This window comes from Deinococcus peraridilitoris DSM 19664 (assembly GCF_000317835.1).
GTDB lineage: Bacteria > Deinococcota > Deinococci > Deinococcales > Deinococcaceae > Deinococcus_A > Deinococcus_A peraridilitoris.
In genome coordinates, this window is record NC_019793.1 from 1,081,494 (window position 1) to 1,094,065 (window position 12,572).

At 63.7% G+C, this 12,572-nt stretch carries 13 protein-coding genes; 7 read left to right on the plus strand and 6 right to left on the minus strand.

The annotated features are described in order from the left end of the window. Nucleotide 1: 1 nt before the first annotated feature. The 6 genes from DEIPE_RS05190 to DEIPE_RS05215 form a co-directional block, all read right to left on the minus strand. Nucleotides 2-925, minus strand: a complete 924-nt coding sequence (locus DEIPE_RS05190) for an ornithine cyclodeaminase family protein (RefSeq protein ID WP_015234932.1) — start codon at nt 923-925, stop codon at nt 2-4. 173 nt (nt 926-1,098) lie between these two features. Beyond that, nucleotides 1,099-2,052, minus strand: coding sequence for a branched-chain amino acid ABC transporter permease (locus DEIPE_RS05195; RefSeq protein WP_015234933.1), 954 nt, complete (start codon nt 2,050-2,052; stop codon nt 1,099-1,101). Further along, on the minus strand, nt 2,049-2,936 hold the full coding sequence (locus DEIPE_RS05200) for a branched-chain amino acid ABC transporter permease (protein WP_015234934.1): 888 nt from the start codon (nt 2,934-2,936) through the stop codon (nt 2,049-2,051). Before DEIPE_RS05200 ends, DEIPE_RS05195 begins: the two co-directional genes overlap by 4 nt. Before the next feature lie 55 nt (nt 2,937-2,991). Beyond that, the gene (locus tag DEIPE_RS05205; RefSeq protein ID WP_015234935.1) at nt 2,992-4,200 is read right to left on the minus strand and encodes an ABC transporter substrate-binding protein; all 1,209 of its coding nucleotides are present in this window, start codon (nt 4,198-4,200) and stop codon (nt 2,992-2,994) included. Between the two features lie 70 nt (nt 4,201-4,270). Continuing rightward, complete coding sequence (locus tag DEIPE_RS05210) at nt 4,271-5,020, minus strand: ABC transporter ATP-binding protein (RefSeq protein ID WP_015234936.1); 750 nt, start codon at nt 5,018-5,020, stop codon at nt 4,271-4,273. Beyond that, on the minus strand, nt 5,017-5,763 hold the full coding sequence (locus DEIPE_RS05215; protein ID WP_015234937.1) for an ABC transporter ATP-binding protein: 747 nt from the start codon (nt 5,761-5,763) through the stop codon (nt 5,017-5,019). Before DEIPE_RS05215 ends, DEIPE_RS05210 begins: the two co-directional genes overlap by 4 nt. A 112-nt stretch (nt 5,764-5,875) precedes the next feature. Between DEIPE_RS05215 and DEIPE_RS05220 the strand changes: the two genes are divergently transcribed. From DEIPE_RS05220 to DEIPE_RS05250, 7 genes are all read left to right on the plus strand, one after another. Beyond that, on the plus strand, nt 5,876-7,060 hold the full coding sequence (locus tag DEIPE_RS05220; RefSeq protein ID WP_015234938.1) for a class I SAM-dependent rRNA methyltransferase: 1,185 nt from the start codon (nt 5,876-5,878) through the stop codon (nt 7,058-7,060). 92 nt (nt 7,061-7,152) lie between these two features. After that, nucleotides 7,153-7,446: a DUF3248 domain-containing protein gene (locus DEIPE_RS05225; RefSeq protein WP_015234939.1), complete on the plus strand. Its 294-nt coding sequence runs from the start codon at nt 7,153-7,155 to the stop codon at nt 7,444-7,446. 125 nt (nt 7,447-7,571) lie between these two features. Beyond that, on the plus strand, nt 7,572-8,033 hold the full coding sequence (locus tag DEIPE_RS05230) for a DUF3809 domain-containing protein (protein WP_015234940.1): 462 nt from the start codon (nt 7,572-7,574) through the stop codon (nt 8,031-8,033). A gap of 279 nt (nt 8,034-8,312) precedes the next feature. Continuing rightward, nucleotides 8,313-9,326, plus strand: a complete 1,014-nt coding sequence (locus DEIPE_RS05235) for a LacI family DNA-binding transcriptional regulator (RefSeq protein WP_015234942.1) — start codon at nt 8,313-8,315, stop codon at nt 9,324-9,326. A 94-nt stretch (nt 9,327-9,420) separates the two neighbouring features. Further along, complete coding sequence (locus tag DEIPE_RS05240; protein ID WP_015234943.1) at nt 9,421-10,668, plus strand: ABC transporter substrate-binding protein; 1,248 nt, start codon at nt 9,421-9,423, stop codon at nt 10,666-10,668. Between the two features lie 53 nt (nt 10,669-10,721). Next, nucleotides 10,722-11,699: a carbohydrate ABC transporter permease gene (locus tag DEIPE_RS05245; RefSeq protein WP_015234944.1), complete on the plus strand. Its 978-nt coding sequence runs from the start codon at nt 10,722-10,724 to the stop codon at nt 11,697-11,699. Continuing rightward, nucleotides 11,700-12,569: a carbohydrate ABC transporter permease gene (locus tag DEIPE_RS05250; RefSeq protein ID WP_015234945.1), complete on the plus strand. Its 870-nt coding sequence runs from the start codon at nt 11,700-11,702 to the stop codon at nt 12,567-12,569. It abuts the gene before it with no gap. Nucleotides 12,570-12,572 lie beyond the last annotated feature (3 nt).

Here is a 12,572-nt window from a genome sequence, read left to right on the forward strand (position 1 = left end):
GTCACAGGTCAAGCGCGCGCAGCACTGCGCGGGCTGCGAACAGATCAAGCGCGCCGAGCCCCACCGACTTGAACAACGTGACCCCGCTTCGGGCCACACTCGCCGTTCCCGCCACGAGCCGTGGCAGTTCCACGACCTGCCACGGCCAGCCTTCACACTCGGCCTGCAGCAGGTCACCGGCGCCCGCGCGGGCCGCGCGCTCCTGATCGACGACCACCAGGGCGCGGCGAACCGCTGCAACATCGGCCTCGCGCATGTCGGGACGAAAGGCGCCCACCAGGTCAAGGTGCTGAGCGCCACGCAGCCGGGCACCCTGAATCAGGGGCTCGGCTGCGCGCGTGGCAGCGCTCAGCACGTCGGCCCGGTGAGCAAGCTCGGTGGGTGACCGGACCATCTGCGCATCGTGGCCGGCTTCACGCAAGGTACGGACGAATGTCCGCGCGCCCTCGGGAGTGCGGTTCCAGATGAGCACCTGCCGGTATGGATGCACGTGCAGGTGCGCTTCGGCCTGCGCGTACGCCTGCGGGCCCGCGCCCAGAACGCCCAGCACCCGCGCATCCGGCGGCGCGAGCAGACGGGCAGCCAGCGCGGAGGTGGCTGCCGTGCGGCGCTCGGTGAGGGTCCTGGCTTCGATCACCGCGAGCGTCTCGCCGGTCTGGGCACTTTGCAGCACGTACAGCGAGTGAATGGTGGGCAGACCACGGGCGGCGTTGCCGGCATGAACGGTCACGAGTTTGGTGCCCAGGCCCGCTTCCGCCGAGGAGGCCGGCATCACGAGGTAAGCGCCGCCGTCAGCGCCGAGGGCGTGCCGTTCGGGCATCTCGACGGTGCCGTGCGCCAGGGCAAGCATGGCCTCACGGGCCGCGTCCAATGCCCGCGCAGGGGTCAGGGTACGCGCGACCTCGGCTTCGGTAACGTAACGCATGCCCTCAGGATAAGCAGAACGACGCAATCGGCCGTGGTGGTCTGACGTGTGCTCAGCCCGGGAAGGCTTGCTCGGGAAGGCCTGGTGCCCAGCAAGCGGAATTTCCCGAATGGGCCGCAACCAGGAAAACGAGCGGGAAGGCGTCACCTTCCCGCTCGTTTTTTGACGTCCGTTTACGCGCGTCTGCGAGCCCACCACTGCTGCAGTGTGCCCACCACGCCACGGCGGAAGAACAGCACCACGATCACGAAGACCAGACCCGTCACGATGCCCACCGGCACGTTGGCCGTGGTCAGTACGTCTCGCAGCAGCAGCACGATGGCCGCTCCTACCACCGGGCCGAACAGCGTGCCCGTACCACCCAGCAGCGTCATGATGACGACCTCACCGGAAGTGCGCCAGTTCACGACTTCCAGGCTGACGACCCCGTGGCCGAACACGAACATCGCGCCCGCCAGGCCGGACAGCCCGGCCGAAATCAGGAAGGCGGTGAACTTGAAGCGCGCGGGCGAATACCCGACGCTGCGCGCGCGGGTTTCGTTGTCCCGTACGGCTGTCAGGGTTTTCCCAAAAGGCGAGCGTACGGTCCGGTACGCGATCAGCATGCCGATCACGAAGATGGCCAGCGCGAAGTAATAGCGGTGCACGCTGTTGGTGAAATCCAGCCCCAGCAGGTCAGGGCGTGCCAGGCCCTGCTGGCCGTTCTCACCACCCGTGACGTCGGTCCACTGCAGGGCCAGGAAGGAGATCATCTGCGCGAAGGCCAGCGTGATCATCGAGAAATAGATGCCAATCGAGCGCACAGACAGAAATCCGATTGGCACGGCAATCAGGAGCGCGGCCAGCGTGCCGCCCAGCATCGCGACTGGCACCGTCTGACCGTGGCCCAGCAGGTACCCGGTGGTATACGCGCTCACACCCCAGAAGGCCGCGTGGCCGAAAGACAGCATGCCGCTGAAGCCGAAGAGCAGATCGAAGGCCACCGCGAAGAGACCGAACGCCAGGATGTCGAGGGCCAGCACCGGGTACATCAGGTGCGGCAATGCCAGCAGCAGCGCACCCAGCCCCAGCAGCCAGGCGGCCTGTCCGTTGCGCGTTCGCGCGCCCGGCAGCGTCAAGGTTCTCATCTCGCCTCCGGCAGGCCAAAGAGGCCGTTGGGACGCACCAGCAAGACCAGCGCCATCAGCACGAAGACCAGCGTGTTGGCGATCGGCGGATAGATGGCCGAGCCCAGCGCGACCAGCACGCCCACCGCGAAGCCGGTGATGACCGAGCCCGCGATGCTGCCCATCCCGCCAATCACCACCACTGCGAAGGTCACGATGATCAGCTCCGAACCCATGTACGGCTCGACGCTGTAGATGGGCGCGGCCAGCACTCCGGCAATCGCGGCGAGTGCCACGCCGAAACCGAACACGATGGTGACCCATTTGCTCACGTCGATCCCGAAAGCCTGCGTGACAGTGGGATTTTCAGTGGCCGCGCGGATGACCGCGCCAACGCGGGTGCGCTCGATGACATACCAGGTCAGCGCACAGATGACGATCGCGAACGCGATCACAAAGAGGCGATAGGTCGGAAAGAACACGAAGCCCAGGTTGGTCGCGCCCACGAGTTGCTCGGGAATGGTGTAGGGCGCGCTCGACACCGAGTAGCGTGTCAGCATGATCTGCTTGACGGCGTCCTGGATCAGCAGTGTCAGGCCGAAGGTGAGCAGCAGGTTGTAACTGTGGTCAAGACCGTACAGGCGCCGCAGCAGCCCCCGTTCAAGCGCCACGCCAATCGCGCCCACGATCAGGGGCGCCAGCAGGAGTGCCCACCAGAAGCCGATGCCCGCGGCCTGCCCCAGCGCAAAGGCCACAAAGGCCCCCAGCATGTACAGGGCGCCGTGCGCGAAGTTCACGATGCGCAGCATCCCGAAGATCACGGCCAGACCGAGGGACAGCAACGCAAAGAACGCCCCGTTGACGAGGCCGTTGAAAACCTGGATCAAGAGCAGCTGGGTGTTCAAGAGGGCCCCCTGGAAAGGAAACGCGCGCTTTGCGCGTTTCCTTTCCACCTGACATTTACTTCATCTGGCACTTGGACTCGCTCAGGGGCATGAAGGCCTTGCCCGCGGGAATGCGCGATACCAGCTTGAACAGGTCACCGTTTTCCTTGCTGTCACTCTTCGGCTTGACCTCGACCGTATAGACGTCCAGCACCACCCGGTGATCCTGCGGGCGAATATGCGCGCTGCGCGCGAAGAAGTCGCTGAAGCGGTAGTTTTCGAGGGCCTTCACCACGGCGTCGCTGTTGTCGGTCTTGGCGCGCGCCACGGCGTTCAGGTACTGCGAGGTGGCGCTGTACACGCCTGCCTGGGCCCAGGTGGGCTTCTTGTTGTTGAAGGCTTTCTCGAACTTCGCCGCCCAGTCGCGCGAGCGCTGGTCGAGGTTCCAGAACCACGGCACCGTGGCGATGGCGCCCGCGAAGGCATCCTGACCGAGGGCGGCCACGTCGGTTTCGAAGAGCAGACCGATGCCCAGGCCGATGCCCTGCTGGCGCAGCCCGAACTCGTTGTACTGCTTGACGACGTTCACGAGGTCAGCGCCGGCCTGCATGGTGCCGAATACCTTGGGCTTCAGGCTCTGCGCTTTGAGCAGATAGGTCGAGAAGTCGGTGTTCGGGAAGGGCGTGGCGTCGCTCGGTGCGACCAGCCTGCCACCCGAGGCCTGCACGGCCGCGCTCATCTGGTTGTTGAGATCCTGTCCGAAGGCGTAGTTGGGGTAGATCATGTACCAGCTGTTCCCACCGCGCTTGGTGACGGCGGTGCCGGTGCCGTTGGCGAGCATGTAGTTGTCGTAGGCGTAGTGGAAGGTGTACTTGTTGCACTTGTCGTTGGTGAGCGCGGTGGTGGCGCCCGTCACGACCATGGTGACGACTTTTTTCTGCCGGGCAATTTCCGAGGCGGCCAGCGCGGCCGAGGAGGTCGGCAGGTCCACCAGCAGATCGACTTTCTGGCGGTCGATCATCTCGGCAGCCTTGTTGCTGGCAATGTCGGCCTTGTTCTGGTGATCGACGCCGACCACGGTGACCTTGCCCGCATAGGCCGGGTTGGCCTTCATGAAGTCCTCGGCGGCCATCTGGGCAGCGCGCACCGAGCCTTGCCCGGAGAGTTCGGAGTAGACGCCCGAAAGGTCGTTGAGGACGCCGATACGGATGGCGCCGTCACTGAGTTGTTGCGCGCCTGCTACGGAAGCGAGGGCCAGGGTCAGGGTCAGGATGCTGTTTTTCATGTATTCCTCCAGGAAACGGGACAAGGGGACGGGGCGAGATGACAGGACGGAAGACCGATCAGGGTGCCGATCAGACACTGAGGTAGTGCAGCAGCTCCTGTTCACGCGCTGCCACTTCATGGCGGGCCACCTCGTCGACGACACTGCCGTTGACGATCACGTAATGCCGGTCGGCCAAGCGGGTGGCAAAGCGCAGGTTCTGTTCGACCAGGACGATGCTCATTCCCTCAGCCTTGAGGGTTTCGAGCATCCGCCCGATCTGCTGCACGATCACGGGCGCCAGCCCCTCCGAGGGCTCGTCGAGCAGCAGCAGTTTGGGGCCACTGCGCAACACCCGCGCGATGGCCAGCATCTGCTGCTCGCCGCCCGAGAGCTTGCTGCCGGCGTGATGACCGCGCTCGCGCAGGATCGGAAAGTGCTGGTAGATCTTGTCGATACTCCAGCCGCCCGCGCGGGCCGGGGGAAGTTCGAGGTTCTCGCGCACGCTGAGGGTCGCCAGAATCGCACGCTCCTCGGGCACCCAGGCCATGCCCAGGCGCGCGATGTGGTGCGAGGGCAGGCGCGACAACTCGCGACCATTGAAGCTGATACTGCCGGTGCGTGAGCGCAGCACGCCCATGATGCTCTTGAGGGTGGTGGTCTTGCCGGCCCCGTTGCGGCCGATCAGGCTCACCACCTCGCCTGCGCGGACATTCAGGCTGACATCGTGCAGCACGTGACTCTGGCCGTAATACGCGTTGAGGTTGCGGACGCTGAGAATCTCGCCACCCAGGTCGGGTCGCGGCGGGGCGGCACCCGGCGCCTGCTGGGGGACGCTCACGCGACCTCCTCGCCGAGGTAGGCCTCGATGACCTTGGGGTTGCGTCTGACTTCATCGTAGCTGCCGCTGGCGAGGACGCTGCCGTACTGCAGTACGGTGATGCGGTGCGCCAGTTCGGCGACCACGCTCATGTTGTGCTCGACCAGCACGACCGTGCGGCCCTGCGCGACCTGCCGCACCAAGCGGATCACGCGCGCCACGCCCTCAGAACCCATTCCCGAGGTGGGCTCGTCAAGCAGGAGCACCCGCGGATCCTGAGTGAGGGTCAGGGCAATTTCCAGGTGGCGTTTCTCGCCGTGTGACAGGTCGGCCGCCGGACGGTCGGTCAGCGGTGTCAGGTCCACCAGGTCGATCAGCTCGCGCGCGCGACCTTCGTACTGACGCAAAGCCTCGTCCGAGCGCCAGAATTGCCCGGGCAGATTCGAACGTGACTGCAGCGCGACCAGCAGGTTGTCAAGAACGCTAAGGCTGCCGAACACGCTGGAAATCTGAAATGAGCGCGAAAGCCCTTTGCGCACGATGGCCTCGGGGGGAAGCTGCGAGATCCGTTCACCGTACAGCTGCACCTCACCCGCGTTGGGATGCAGGTGTCCGGAGAGCAGGTTGAAGAGGGTGGTTTTTCCGGCGCCGTTCGGGCCGATGATGGCGTGAATTTCACCTTCCTGAACGTCCAGGTCAACTTGATTGGTCGCGCGGAAGCCGCGAAATTCCTTGATCAGCCCTCGGGCAGATAATGCCGTCATGACTCAATGCCGCGCTGTGGCATGTAGCCTCCTTTCGGTAATCGTGCTGTGTGATAATCGTAACATCCGCCGATAACAGTCGTGTTACACCACTGGCCTCTATCCTGAAACCATGACTACCCGCAACAGCCCGGTCGCTGTCGTCTCGTCGCGTGGAGCGCAGCGTCTGCGAGAAGGTAAGGTCTGGGTCTACCGCTCGGACACGGTCGAGCTGCCCGAGCGGCCAGGCCTGTATCCGGTTCTTGACGTGCGTGAGCGGACACTCGGCTGGGCGCTGGTGAACGCGGCAAGCGAGATCAGCGTGCGGCTGCTCACCCGGGGTGAGGAAAGTGCCGATGAACAGCTGATCACTGCGCGTCTCGACGCGGCGCTGGCCTACCGCAGCTCCCTCAAGCTCAGTGCAGACGCCCATCGCCTGGTGCACGCCGAGGCCGACGGCCTGCCGGGGCTGGTGGTGGACCGCTATGGGGATGTGCTGGTCGTACAGAACGGCACGGCGGCGCTGGAGCCGTATCTGGGTGTCATTGTGGACGCGCTGGTCCGTCGGCTGCAGCCTCGCGGCGTCCTGGCACGTCACGAGGGACGCGTGCGGACGCTCGAAGGCCTGGAAAGCGGCACGTACACGCTCTACGGTGAGGTGCCCGATAAACTCACGGTGCATGAACCGTCGGCGCGGGGCGAGGTGAAGTATCTTGTCGATCCGTACCGGGGGCAGAAGACCGGTGCGTTTCTCGATCAGCGCGAAAACCGCCTGCTGCTCGGTCAGTACGCGTGGGGACAGGCCCTGGATGTCTTTTCGTATCACGGCTCGTTCGGTCTGCACCTTGCCGGACAAGCCGAGCATGTAGAGCTCATCGACGCGTCGGCGCCGGCCCTGGCGCGGGCGCGTGAAAATATGGAGCTCAACGGGTTTGGGAACGTGACGTATTCCGAAGCCAACGCCTTTGACCGTCTGCGCGAGCTGAAGCGCGAAGGCGGCGTCTACGGCGCGATCAGCCTTGATCCCCCCGCGCTGGCCAAGCTGAAAAAAGATCTGCCGAACGCGTACCGCGCCTACAAAGAGCTGAATTTGCGCGCTTTGCGCCTGCTCGACGTGGGCGGCGTGCTGGGTACCACCTCGTGCTCGTTTCATGTCTCGGAGAGCGAATTCTACGGCATGCTGCAGGACGCGGCGGCCGACGCGGGCGTCCGGGTGCGGGTGCTCGCCAGGAGAGGCCAGGCCATGGACCATCCGGAACTGCTCGGCGTGGCCGAGACGCGCTACCTCAAGTTCGCCCTTGTGCAGCGCCTGGGGTAGAGCTTTGCAACTGGAACACCTTTTCGGTCGGGCCTGTCGCCCTCACCACCGCCAGCTGGTTCACGGCAAGCCGCGCAGCTTACAATAAAGGCATGACGGACGACTTCTCGCCCCTCTTGCCGGACCCGTCGATCGCCGCGGCAGATGATGCTGCCGGACTTTCCGGGGTACCCGAACACGCGCTGAGCGATCAGCTCGAACAGCTGGGAGGGCATCTGGTGTGGCGTGTCGGCAAGCACGAGGCCAGTGACGACGTGGTGGTCCGGCTGGGATACGCCTCGTCGACGCCCCGCTTCGCGCACCTTCCCCGTCTGCGCAGTGCCAGCGACAGTGAACTTCAGGACGCCCTGGAGCGTGGAGCGATCATGATCGAGTGGGTCGACTGAGTGGCGCGAATGCTGTTGCTCGATGCGTCCCGGGTAACGAGGGTCAACCGACCCTTTTGCCTGGCACCGCTCACAAAAGGCGCCGCGAGGGTTTCGGCTGTTCCCTGCGGCGCCCCGGAGCCTTCGTGATTTTCGAGGCTCAAGAGCATTTCGTGCTGCCGTATCCGGGAAGCGAGGATGAGGCGCGGTCCTTTCTGCGTGACCCGGGCCGCAGCCTGCGTGCCGTATCGTTCCTGCGCGCCCTGCGCTTTGACGGCGGGATCGTGCGCTCAGAACTGGCCGTGAACATCCCGATGTTCGGGGATCTGGTCCTTCCTTTCGAGAGCGAGGTCACTTCTACCGCGCAAGGGGCGCTGCTGACCCCCCGCCCGTTGTCAGGGCGGGCCTGGGCTGAAGTGGGCGGGCTGGGCGAGGTTCAAAGCGGGCAACTGGATTACCATCTGAGTTTCCGCGTGCACATTTCGATGCCTCAGGCTGAAAAATGGGGTGGCGCGGCCTTTGAAAAAATGTTTCAGGCAACCGCGCGCAAGACGCTCGAACGGGTGGCTCAGGAGTTTCCCGCAGGCGTGCGTGCGGCCATGCCGTAGCCCCGACCCATCCTGATTTACCTCCAGGGACGAATGACGTGTTCGTCCCTGCAAACGTTACTTTTTTCATCTTTGTGAAAACTGCCCGAAGTACGCTGTAGTGACCCTACCACAGCGACGAATAAAGGCTTCCCCAACCTGGCGGGACGCTGGAATCGCTTTCATGAGTCGCATCCTCCATTTCGTGCCTCAGCACCGCCTGAACAGTGCCTCTTTTAAACTGGGCACAGGCGCATTTGACAGCGCTTTCAAATTCAAGGTAAAATGAGGCATTCAATTATGAAAGCGACCGTCACCCTCGAACAGGTGGCGCTTGCCTCGGGAGTCTCGGTCAGCACCGTGTCTCGAATCCTGAACGGCAGCGCCAACGTCAGCCCCAACAAGCGGGCGGCGGTGGAGCAGGCTGTCGCGCAGCTGGATTACAAGCCCAACGTGCTTGCCCGCGGCTTGGCGCGTGGGCGCACCATGAGCATCGGCGTCGTGACACAGGACGTTTCCAGCCCCTTTTATGGCGACATGCTGCGAGGCATCGAACACGGCCTGTCCGGCAGCGGCTACCTGCCCATCTTTGCCGACGGGCACTGGCATCCCGAAGAGGAGAATGCGGCCATCGACGTGCTGCTGGGGCGCAAAGTCGACGCGCTGATCGTACTGGGCGGCGCGGTCGCCGACGAACGGCTGCTGGAAGTTTCGGCGACTTTGCCCCTCCTGGTCTTCGGGCGCCAGATTCCCGAGATCGCCGAGCAATGTCTGCGGCTGAACAACGAGCGGGGCGCGTACCTGCTGACCAAACACCTCATCGAATTCGGTCATCGGCGAATCGCGCACATCGCCGGGCCCAGCGCCCACCGTGACGCGTGCGACCGGCTTGCCGGATACAGGGCCGCCCTCACCGACGCCGGGTTGAACGTCATTCCCGAACTGATTCTGGAAGGCGACTTTCTGGAGTCGTCGGGATTCATGGCTGCTACCCGCCTTTTCGAGGGCCGCGAAGTCTTCAGCGCCATTTTCGCCGCCAACGACCAGATGGCCTACGGCGCACGCCTGGCGCTTCACCGCAAAGGCGTGCGCGTTCCAGATGACATTTCCCTCGTGGGTTTCGACGATCTTCCAAGCTCTACGTTCTGCACCCCCCCGCTGACCACCGTTCGACAGCCTACCTACGACCTGGGTATAGCCGTGGCGGGCAGTGTACTTCGTATGCTTGCCGGTGAACGTCCCCGCTTACCCCACATCGAACTTCAACTCGTCCTTCGTGAATCCACCGCGTTGCTGCGGCCCGGATTGCCTTAGCCTGGGAGGTCATCAACCGCCGAGTTCGCTCTGAGCCCTGTTTTTTGAAAGCGTTGTCAACTTCAAACCACTTCTGTCTCCCAAGGAGAAAGCCATGAAAAAAGGAATCCTCGTTCTGACCACCCTCGCCCTCGCCTCCAGCGCGTTCGCGCAGCGCACCACCATCACGGTGGGCGCCTTCCCCGATCTTGACAGCGTGGTGAAAGCCGCCATTCCCGGTTTTCAGAAAAAGTTCCCCAACGTTGACATCAAGATCACCGCGCTGCAGTACGCCGACCACCACACCGCGCTGACGACCGCTCTTGCGACCGGCAGTGGCGCGCAGGATGTCGTGGCAGTCGACTTCGGCTACGTGGCCCGCTTCGCGGAAGGCGGCGGTCTCGAAGACCTCGCCAAGGCTCCCTACAACGGCAACAGCCTCAAGAGCCAGTTTCAGGCTTTCACCTTTCCGCAGGCCACCCACGAAGGCAAGCTCGTGGCCATTCCCACCGACATCGGCCCCGGCACCATGTACTTCCGCACCGACATGCTCCAGAAAGCCGGCGTGAAGCCCACTGACCTGAACAAGAGCTGGGACGCCTACATCGAAAACGGCAAGAAGGTCGTCGCCGCCAACCCCGGCAGCTTCCTGATTCCCGACGCCACCGAAGTCGCGCAGATCATGATGCGCACCAACATTCCTGCCGGTCAGGGCCTCTTCTTCGCCGCCGACGGCAAGGTGCTCGTCGGTTCCGACAATCCCCGCTTCATGAACGCGTGCGTCAATGCCAAGCGCGTACGTGACGCGAAGCTCGACGCCCGCGCCGGGGGTGCCTTCAGCCCCGAGTGGACCACCGCCTTCCAGAAAGGCAACCTCGCCACCGAATTCAGCGGCGCCTGGCTGACCGGCCACATGCAGAACTGGCTGGCCAAGGACTTCGCCGGCAAATGGAACGTCCAGCAGCTGCCCGGCAACACCTTCGCCTCGTGGGGCGGCTCCTTCTACGCCATTCCCACCCAGAGCAAGAACAAGCAGATGGCCTGGGAGTTCATCAAGTACCTCACCACCAACAAGGACCAGCAGATCCTGGCGTTCAAGACCACCGGCGCCTTCCCAGCACTCAAGGCCGCCAACACTGCTCCCCTCTTCAATGAAGGCGTGCCGTACCTCGCCAACCAGAAAGCCCGCACCCTGTGGCGCACCGCGGCCAACAACATCAAGGCCCTGGAAGTCAACAAGCTCGATCCCGTCGCCGACGAGATCGTGCTGACTGCCCTGGGCTCGGTGCTCGACGGCAGCAAGGACTGCGCCAGCGCCCTCAACGAAGCCAAGACCCTCATCGAGCGCCGCGCTCGCCGCTAACCCTTAGCGACTGCGCCCGAGGGGAAATCCCCTCGGGCGTTTCAGGAGTTCTCGTGCAAGCTCACGCGCCCCGTCCTCGTGAACGTCTGTCCACGGCCGCACGCTGGAACAACTTTCAGCGAAAATACGCGCCATACATCTTCATCAGCCCATTTTTCATTCTGTTTCTGATTTTCGGGCTGTTCCCGATTGTGTTCATGTTCTACCTGTCGTTCCAGTACTGGCAGCCTTCGGCCGGGCTGGGCACTATGGAATACGTCGGGCTTGAGAATTACACGGATAACCTCACTGACCCGGCGTTCTGGAGTTCGCTCAAACACACCTTGTCGATGGCGCTGATGTCGGGGATACCACAGCACCTGATCGCCATTCCGCTGGCGTTTGCCATCAACACCGGCCTGAGCCGTATCAAGGGACCCCTCACCGCGGTGTACTTTCTGCCGTACATCACCTCGGTCGTGGCGATCTCGGTGACGTTTTTCACGCTGTTCAGCTGGCAGTACGGCGCCGTCAACGCTGCGCTGAGCTCCCTGCACACCCTTCCCCTGATCGGCGGACTTTTTCCGGCCGAGAAGATCAACTGGCTCGGCGAACGGGCGTTCATTCAGCCGGCCATCGCCATGGTCGTCGTGTGGCGTTTCACGGGCTGGAACGTGGTGCTGTACCTGGCCGGTCTGCAGGCCATCCCCAAGGACCTGTACGAAGCCGCTGCCGTTGATGGCGCTACCAAATTGAGACAGTTCTGGCATATCACCCTGCCGCTCCTGCGTCCCACCATCTTCCTCGCCGTCACCCTCACCTTGATCGGCAACCTGCAACTTTTCGAAGAGCCTTTTATCCTCACCAACGGCTCGGGTGGCCCTGGCCAGATGGGCACCACGGCCGTGATGTACATGCTGCGCACCTACCAGCAGTACAACGAGGCCGGACTGGCCGCCGCCATGGCCTGGCTGCTGTTCGTGGTGATTCTGGTCCTGACGCTCATCAACAACCGCATTTTCGGCCGCAGCGGCCTGGCAGGGAGAGACTGAATGGCCCTTACCGCACCCAAGACGCGCACTGCGCGCGCGCGCGGCTCATCCCGGCCCCTTTCGCGCGCCGGAGCGTACTTCCTGCTGGCACTGGGAGCCCTGCTGACCCTCGCTCCTTTCTACTTCATGTTCGTGTTCGCCACGCACGACCGCTCTGCCATCTTCTCGGCCTCACCGCCGTTGTGGTTCGGCAGCAACCTCGAGACCAACTACAACAACCTGCTCGAACGCGTTCCCTTCTGGGGCGCCTTGTGGAACAGTTTGTACCTCGCGGTGATGTCCACCGGAACCACCCTCTTCTTCTGCTCGCTGGCCGGTTTTGCGTTTGCGATGTACGACTTCAAGGGCCGGGAGTTTCTGTTCGGCATCGTGGTCGCCACGCTGCTCATTCCCACCGCGCTCAACATCGTGCCGTTCGCGCTGATCATGCAGGCGCTCGGCTGGATCGACACACCGCGCGCCTTGTGGATTCCCGGCATGGCGAGCGCCTTCGGGATTTTCCTGATGCGTCAGTACATTGGCAGCGCCATTCCACGCGAGCTGCTGGAAGCCGGGCGCATCGACGGCGCCACCGAGTTCGGCATTTACCGTCGTATCATCCTGCCGCTGTGCGGTCCGGCCCTGGGCACTTTGGGCCTCGTGACCTTCATCGGTTCGTGGAACAGCTTCGTCGGTCCGCTGATCATCTTCCGCTCCACCGAAACCTTTACCGCCCCCCTACTGCTGCGCAGCCTGCAGGCCGTGGCCAACACCGACTGGGGCGCCCTCATGGTGGGTGTGGTCATGACGGTCGTGCCGCTGCTGATCATCTTCGCGTTCGCCTCCAGGCAACTGATCGAGGGCCTCACCTCGGGTTCGCTCAAAGGCTGATGG

What these genes read in the sequence shown, in the direction of transcription:
- DEIPE_RS05240 (WP_015234943.1), top strand. Translation starts at nt 9,421, where the DNA reads ATGAAAAAAGGAATCCTCGTTCTGACCACCCTCGCCCTCGCCTCCAGC.
- DEIPE_RS05235 (WP_015234942.1), top strand. Translation starts at nt 8,313, where the DNA reads ATGAAAGCGACCGTCACCCTCGAACAGGTGGCGCTTGCCTCGGGAGTC.
- DEIPE_RS05225 (WP_015234939.1), top strand. Translation starts at nt 7,153, where the DNA reads ATGACGGACGACTTCTCGCCCCTCTTGCCGGACCCGTCGATCGCCGCG.
- DEIPE_RS05190 (WP_015234932.1), bottom strand. Translation starts at nt 925, where the DNA reads ATGCGTTACGTTACCGAAGCCGAGGTCGCGCGTACCCTGACCCCTGCG.
- DEIPE_RS05250 (WP_015234945.1), top strand. Translation starts at nt 11,700, where the DNA reads ATGGCCCTTACCGCACCCAAGACGCGCACTGCGCGCGCGCGCGGCTCA.
- DEIPE_RS05195 (WP_015234933.1), bottom strand. Translation starts at nt 2,052, where the DNA reads ATGAGAACCTTGACGCTGCCGGGCGCGCGAACGCGCAACGGACAGGCC.
- DEIPE_RS05220 (WP_015234938.1), top strand. Translation starts at nt 5,876, where the DNA reads ATGACTACCCGCAACAGCCCGGTCGCTGTCGTCTCGTCGCGTGGAGCG.
- DEIPE_RS05215 (WP_015234937.1), bottom strand. Translation starts at nt 5,763, where the DNA reads ATGACGGCATTATCTGCCCGAGGGCTGATCAAGGAATTTCGCGGCTTC.
- DEIPE_RS05205 (WP_015234935.1), bottom strand. Translation starts at nt 4,200, where the DNA reads ATGAAAAACAGCATCCTGACCCTGACCCTGGCCCTCGCTTCCGTAGCA.